Source organism: Brevundimonas sp. GN22, from assembly GCF_054824005.1.
The window spans coordinates 1-6,526 of sequence record NZ_JSYD01000134.1; the positions used below are offsets into that span (position 1 = coordinate 1).

The 6,526-nt window shown below is 61.4% G+C and carries 8 protein-coding genes and 1 tRNA gene; 2 read left to right on the forward strand and 7 right to left on the reverse strand.

The genetic code is table 11. From position 1 onward, the window contains the following. On the forward strand, nucleotides 1-349 hold a 349-nt coding region (locus OB03_RS14190), incomplete at its 5' end, for a DUF1801 domain-containing protein (protein WP_461344594.1). Between the two features lie 40 nt (nucleotides 350-389). On the opposite strand, the gene tenA is transcribed toward OB03_RS14190, so the two are convergent. The 7 genes from tenA to OB03_RS14225 form a co-directional block, all read right to left on the reverse strand. After that, the gene (gene tenA / locus OB03_RS14195; RefSeq protein ID WP_242915648.1) at nucleotides 390-1,070 is read right to left on the reverse strand and encodes a thiaminase II; all 681 of its coding nucleotides are present in this window, start codon (nucleotides 1,068-1,070) and stop codon (nucleotides 390-392) included. A 2-nt stretch (nucleotides 1,071-1,072) separates the two neighbouring features. Beyond that, nucleotides 1,073-1,711, reverse strand: coding sequence for a TenA family protein (locus tag OB03_RS14200; RefSeq protein WP_461344595.1), 639 nt, complete (start codon nucleotides 1,709-1,711; stop codon nucleotides 1,073-1,075). Between the two features lie 113 nt (nucleotides 1,712-1,824). Further along, nucleotides 1,825-2,628 carry an MBL fold metallo-hydrolase gene (locus tag OB03_RS14205; protein WP_461344596.1) on the reverse strand — a complete coding sequence of 268 codons (804 nt, stop codon included), beginning with the start codon at nucleotides 2,626-2,628 and terminating at the stop codon, nucleotides 1,825-1,827. 6 nt (nucleotides 2,629-2,634) lie between these two features. Next, entirely contained in the window at nucleotides 2,635-3,414 is a 780-nt protein-coding gene (locus OB03_RS14210; protein WP_461344597.1) for a TatD family hydrolase, read from the reverse strand. A gap of 2 nt (nucleotides 3,415-3,416) precedes the next feature. Further along, complete coding sequence (locus tag OB03_RS14215; protein ID WP_461344598.1) at nucleotides 3,417-4,397, reverse strand: DNA polymerase III subunit delta'; 981 nt, start codon at nucleotides 4,395-4,397, stop codon at nucleotides 3,417-3,419. After that, entirely contained in the window at nucleotides 4,394-5,017 is a 624-nt protein-coding gene (gene tmk, locus OB03_RS14220; RefSeq protein ID WP_461344599.1) for a dTMP kinase, read from the reverse strand. Before tmk ends, OB03_RS14215 begins: the two co-directional genes overlap by 4 nt. 41 nt (nucleotides 5,018-5,058) lie before the next feature. Then, entirely contained in the window at nucleotides 5,059-6,114 is a 1,056-nt protein-coding gene (locus tag OB03_RS14225) for a septal ring lytic transglycosylase RlpA family protein (RefSeq protein WP_461344600.1), read from the reverse strand. A 136-nt stretch (nucleotides 6,115-6,250) separates the two neighbouring features. Here OB03_RS14225 and OB03_RS14230 point away from each other — a divergent pair. Continuing rightward, nucleotides 6,251-6,340 (forward strand) — tRNA-Ser (locus OB03_RS14230). The last annotated feature ends 186 nt before the right edge of the window (nucleotides 6,341-6,526 follow it).

Here is a 6,526-nt window from a genome sequence, read left to right on the forward strand (position 1 = left end):
CAGTCTGGAAGAAGCCCCGCGAAAGACTGTCGAAGCCCTAAGGGCTATCGTGCGCCGCGCCCATCCCGATGTCCAAGAGGGCTTCAAATGGAACGCCCCCAACTTCACACTAAAGGGACAGGACAGGATTACGCTGGGCATAATGCGTAACGGCGGCGTCCGCATTGTTCGGCATCGAGGAAGCAAGCCTGAGCCGATGAAAAGCTTTGCCTTTGACGATCCGGATAGGTTGATGAAGTGGCCTGAACCCGATCGTGGCGTGCTGATACTCAAAGACGACGCAGACGTGGCCTGCGTTGAAGACAAGCTCGTTCTCCTGTGCAGCCGCTGGCTTGCCACAACAACCTGACTTGCCAAGGCCGGTTCCGACCGCTCCGGCCTCGGTAGTATCAGAGCCTGTTCTCAGCCATGCGGCCGAGATCCAGACCCATCTGCCAGAAGTTAGCTTCCAGTTTGGAGGCCATGGCAAAGATTTTAGCCAGTTCGTTGAAGCGCTCCTCGGAAACGCCTCGTTTGGCCAGTCGATCAAGATTCGCGCGGGCGGCGGCTGCAACGCCCTGATAGCCTCCCCCCGCATATTCGCCGATCCAGTCCTTGTACGGGTGGTTATCGAGCGCGGTCATGTCGGCCGGAGCCAGCGCCTTGCCGATTTCCGCATAGCCGATCACGCACGGTGCCAGCGCCACATGCAGGTCCAGCAGGTCGCCCTGTAGACCGCAATCGATGACATAGCGGGTATAGGCCACGTTGGAGTGGTGTTCCTCGGTCGCCTCGACGTCGGCGGCCGACAGCCCCCACCGCTCGCACAGCCGCAGGTGGAGTTCCATTTCGCTTAAGATGCCCTGCATCGTCTGCTGGGCGGCGCGGATATCCTCAAGGGTGCGCCCCTTATAGGCGGCCAGCGCCCAGGCGCGACTGAAATGGATCAGGAACAGATAGTCCTGCACCAGATAGGCCTTGAAGGCCTCGGTCGGCAGCGTGCCATCGCCCATTCCACGCACGAACTCGTGGTCGACGTAAGACGCCCATTCCTTGGCAGCGGCCTGTTTCAGACGGTCAAAGAAATCCACGATCAGCCCTCGTAAGCAGAGTTGAAAAAGGCCAGTTCGAGCTCGACAGCGCGTTGGAAGAAGTCACGCGCCACGGCTTCGTCCTGTGGGCCGACGCGACCCAGTTCGGTTTTAAGCAAACCGACGAAATCAACGAAGAAGTCGTTGTCGTGAAGCGTGATCCATTCGGCATGTATGAAGTTTTCCGGCAGCGGGCGATCACCCAGACGCTGCGCCCAGTCCAGATAGAGTCCTTCGGCCACGTTCAGCACTGCCATGATGGCAGCATAGGAACGGGTCGCCGCCGCTTCCTTCATCAGTGCCTTAAAGCCCGCCGTCGGAGCCGCATCAGGGATGTCATGGCGTTCCTCGCCAATGCCCAGGGCCGCGAACGAGCGCAGGAAATAGTCGTTCTCGTCGCTGCAAACCATGCCGAGGAAGCGGCCCAGACGCAGACGGCTCTCGAACTGGTCTGCCGATGCCACAGCCGCCCCGACCAGCGTCACAAAGGCATCGATGAAGCGATGATCCTGAACCAGGTAGCGAGCCATGACCTCATCGGACACGGTGCCGGCCAGCAGTTCGTCAACGAAGCGGTGCTCGATACTGGCGCGCCAAGGCTCGGCAAACTCCGCCTTCAGACGCGCGACAAAACCCGACATTGCGTTCTCCCTCCCCTAGCCCATCCACTTGCGGGTGATTCACCTAGGGGTGGTATCGGGTCGCACTTTGGGCGCAGGAGGTAAAGCCGAACAACGGCTTACGAAACCGAAGTTCAAATCGGCACCCGTGCGGACCATCCGTCAAAGCCAACCTCTACATTGGCCGGGAGGCGGGCTGACAGTTCTTCGTAATCCAGATCGATGTGCAGATTGGTCAGCACAGCCCGCTTCACGCCGGATTGCGCAATCCAATCCAGCGCCTGATCGACGTGGGCGTGTGTGGGATGCGGGCGATACCGCAGCGCATCCACAATCCACAGATCAGCCCCGCGTATAGCCTCCATGGCCGTTTCCGGAACGTCGGAGACGTCGGGCGAATAGACGATGCCGCCCATGCGATAACCGACCGAGCGAATGTTGCCGTGGGCTTGGTCAAAGGTGACGATCGGCACCGCGCCGCCCGCTCCATCCACCTGCCAATGCGTGCCGTGCGGCGGAATCAGATGGGCCTCGGCAATGGCCGGATAGTTGTTCTGCTCGACAAAGACATAGCCGAACCGCGCCATGAGTGAGTCATGCGTCGCCTGATCCAGCCAGATCGGGATACGGCGGCCGCCCTGAATGAAGAAGACGCGGATATCGTCGATGCCGTGGGTCTGGTCGGCGTGATCGTGGGTATAGAGAACGGCATCCAGATGCCGCACGCCCGCCATCACCATCTGCTGGCGAAACTCGGGCGAGGTATCGATGACAACATTGGTCACGCCGTCCGGACCATGACGGCGAACCAGCGCCGAACAGCGCGTCCGCAGGTTCTTGGGATTGGCTGGATCGCACACGCCCCAGTTCCCGTCGCCGCGCGGCACACCGCCCGACGAACCCGAACCCAGGATTACGACTTCCAGTTCATCCGACATATCGACTTACGGCCTCGGGATAGCGTGGAACAGGTTGAAGAAGGCGTCAGTCGTCAGCTTATCGGCTTCCTCAGCCGACCAGCCACGGATTTCTGCCAGCTTCTCCAGAACGTGGCTGATGTAAGCCGGTTCGTTTCGACGCCCGCGATAAGGGATTGGTGCCAGATATGGACAGTCGGTTTCGACGATAATCCGCTCGTTCGGCATGGTGCGGATCACCTCGCGCACATCCTCGGCGGCCTTGAAGGTCGCGATGCCCGAAACCGAGAACCAAGCACCAAGGTCACGGGCAATATCAGCTAGTTCCTGACCACTCGTGTAGCAGTGCATGAGGAATTTAAACGGCCCTTTGGCCATTTCTTCCTTGAGGATTTCAGCACAGACCTCATCGGCCTCGCGGGTGTGCACGACCAGCGGCAGGCCCGTCTCACGCGCCGCAATAATATGCTGGCGGAAGACGTTCGCCTGAATATCTCGCGGGCTGAAGTCGTAATGGAAATCCAGACCGCACTCGCCGATTGCTACCACACGGTCCCGCTGCGCCAGCTCGATCAGGGTCTCGGCCTTGAGGTCCGCGTAGTCCTTGGCCTCGTGCGGGTGGACCCCCACCGTGCACCAGATGTCCGGATGCTTCATGGCGATGGTGTGTGTCGCCTCGAAGGTGGACAGCTTGTCCGAGATTTCGACCATCATCTGCACGCCAGCCTCGCGGGCGCGGGCGATGACTTCGTCGCGGTCCTCGTCGAACTGGGGGGCGTGGAGATTGACGTGGCTGTCGATCAGCATGTTCAGGCAGGCGCTTTCGTACGCGCGATATCGGCCAGCGCACCGGCCAGTACATCGCTCTTATCCATATTCAAACCGGCGGCGCGCTCGGGCAGTTCCGACAGGCGCACCCAAAGCTCGGCCCAGCGCGCGCCTTCACGCCCGCCCGCCTGCGTGGCGCGACGCTTCACAGCGGCAATCAGGCGATCCAACAGGGCTTCGAAACGCGCAGCCCCCTCGGCACCACGGAAACTGTCGGAAATGGCCAGTTGCTCGGCGCGGTCGACGCCTGCGCTCTCGACCCAATTACGGGCGATCTGGTCCATTTCAAACAGCGGCCCGCTGGCGAGGCTGAGCGCCGCACCGGGTGAGCCACCCGCCATCGACGCCGCCAGTTCAGCATCAGCCCACGACACACCACTGCGCGACTGGACCAGCTCCGCCAACTTGGCCTCTGGCCACACAGGGAAGCTCAGCCGACGGCAACGTGACCGGATTGTCGGCAGCAACCGCCCCGGTGCATGGGTCACCAAGAACAGGACACCGCTTTCAGGCGGCTCCTCAAGAATCTTCAATAAGGCGTTGGCAGCGTTGATATTTAGATCATCGGCAGCATCAATGATGGCAACGCGGTGCTTGGCCTGAGAGGGGCTCTTTGAGAAAAACTCCGGCAGTTGACGGGCCTGATCAACCGAGATGGCCTTCTTGGTCTTGCCGCCTTCGGAAATGCGTTCAAGCACTAGAAGATCAGGATGAGCCTGTGCCGCGACCAGTCGGCTAACCGGATCATGCGCCGACGCGCCAAGCGGACCCTTTGAGGGATCCGCCGCAGCCCCCAGCAAACGCCGCGCCGCGCGATAGGCAAAGGTCGCCTTGCCTGATCCCTCGACCCCGCACAGCAACCACGCATGGTGAAGCCGCCCACGGTTCAGAGCGTCGACAAAGGCCTCCTCGGCCTTCGGGTCAGGGATCAGTTCGTAACGATCTCGCGGATGCTCGCTCAAAGCAGCCGCTCCTCCACCACGGCCCACAGCCGCTCGGCAACGTCTTCAACCTCGCCAGTGGCGTCCAGCACAACACAGCGCTCTGGATGGCGCACGGCAACTTCAAGGAAGCCCTCGCGGAGTTTCTGGTGAAACTCCAGCCCCTTGGATTCAAAACGCGTTTCAAACAGACCACGGCCAAAGGCGCGCTCAAGACCCACCTCGACCGGAATATCGAACACAACCGTCAGATTCGGCTGGTTGTCGCCGACGACGTGTTTGTCCAGAGCCTCGATCAGGCTCTCGGGCGCACCACCGCCTGCGCCCTGATAGGCACGGCTCGAATCAGCGAAGCGATCACATACGACCCACTTGCCCTCTTCGAGCGCCGGCAAAATCTTGCGTTCAAGATGGTCCGAACGCGAGGCGTACATCAGCAGGGTTTCGGTTCGCGCCGACCACCGCTCTGCATCGCCAGATACCGCAATGGCGCGGATTTCCTCTGCGCCAGGCGATCCGCCCGGTTCCCGCGTCTGAACGACGTCAATGCCACGCTCGCGCAGGCGCTCTGCCAGCAGGCGCGCCTGCGTGGTCTTACCGGCACCTTCGCCGCCCTCGAATGTAATGAATTTGCCTCGCACGGGCGCACAATGGCGGCGCCCGTCGGGGATGTCACCCTGATTTAGTCGGCTATCAACAGGGCTTCGGCAAAACCGCGTGAGATAACGGCCTGACGGGCCGCTTCCGCATCGGCTTGGTTGGTGAAACTGCCGGTTACCACGCGATACAGCGTGCGGCCATTTCGCTCGAACGTTTGGACCGTTGCATCGCCTCCCAGTCTGCGTGCAATCCCGTCTGCGAAGGCTCGTTCGTCAAAGGCGATGACCTGAACCCGATACTTCGGCCCCACGAAAACCGGCGGTGTGAGCGCTTGTGGTGTAACCGCAGGCGGGGCAACAACGGGTGGCGTTACCTCTCGCGGGGGCATTGCCGGCGGCAACGGTTGTTGCGGTATCGGCACCGTTGTTGGGCGACGGTCTTGACGCGGCCGACTGGGCGCAGGTGATGGAGCGGGCTGACGGGCCACCTCATTATAGGGACGCTCGGTTGACGAGCGTGGCGCGGTGCCGCGGCCAGATCGGGTGCCTGTTGTACCTTCGGCCAAGGTTCCACCTCCGCCCTGACGAGGCGCCCGTCCGGCATAACGCACCCTCACCTCGCCCACGCCGCGCTCCAACAGGCCCAAAGCCTCTGCCGCGCCGCGCGACAGATCGATGATGCGCCCGTCGGTAAACGGGCCTCTGTCGTTGACCCTCAGCAGCACGCGACGGCCGTTTGCAGTGTTGGTGACCTCGACCATGCTGGGCAGCGGCAAGGTTTTATGGGCCGCCGTTAGCGCGTTCATGTCGAACCGCTCGCCGGACGACGTCGAACGCCCATGGTGATACTGCCCGTACCACGAAGCCATGCCTGTCTCGTCATAGTCGGGCTGTTCGGCGGGCCGATAGGTGCGGCCACGAACCGTATAAGGACGCATGGTACCCGAAACGATCGGGGCAGGATCGCTCACGACCGGAATGTCACGCAGTGCTCCACCCTTGCCGCCCGAACTGGCGCAGGCCGTAAGGGTCAGGGACGCCGTTACAACTAGAGCCCAGCGCCCCAAATACCCGACCGCTCCCGCCCGCGCATCGGAGCTACGGACAGGACGTACTAGATCGGAGGAAACAAGCGCCAACTGCATCTCACCATATGACCAGCAGCAGCTTCCAATATGGTTAACGTAGATTATCCTTTTTCCCTCTTGGGCAAATCCACCTATCCGGCTATTCACCCACCCACGTCGCGCCGGAATCGAAATCCGCCGACAAGATGGAAGAGTGGCCGAGCGGTTTAAGGCACTGGTCTTGAAAACCAGCGTAGGTGAGAGCCTACCGTGGGTTCGAATCCCACCTCTTCCGCCATCTATTCACCCGCTAAAGCGGGCTATGCGGGTCGCCCGCCAATACCCCCGACATTACCGATACTTGCATAGCACGCCAGGGCTATTTGCCGTCTCTGGAGACGGCTATTGGCGCTTATCTGGCCCTCATTCTCCCACCCGTCTCCGTTTGCTCGAAGGCGCTAGGGTTTGGCGTGTCCTTTGCCTG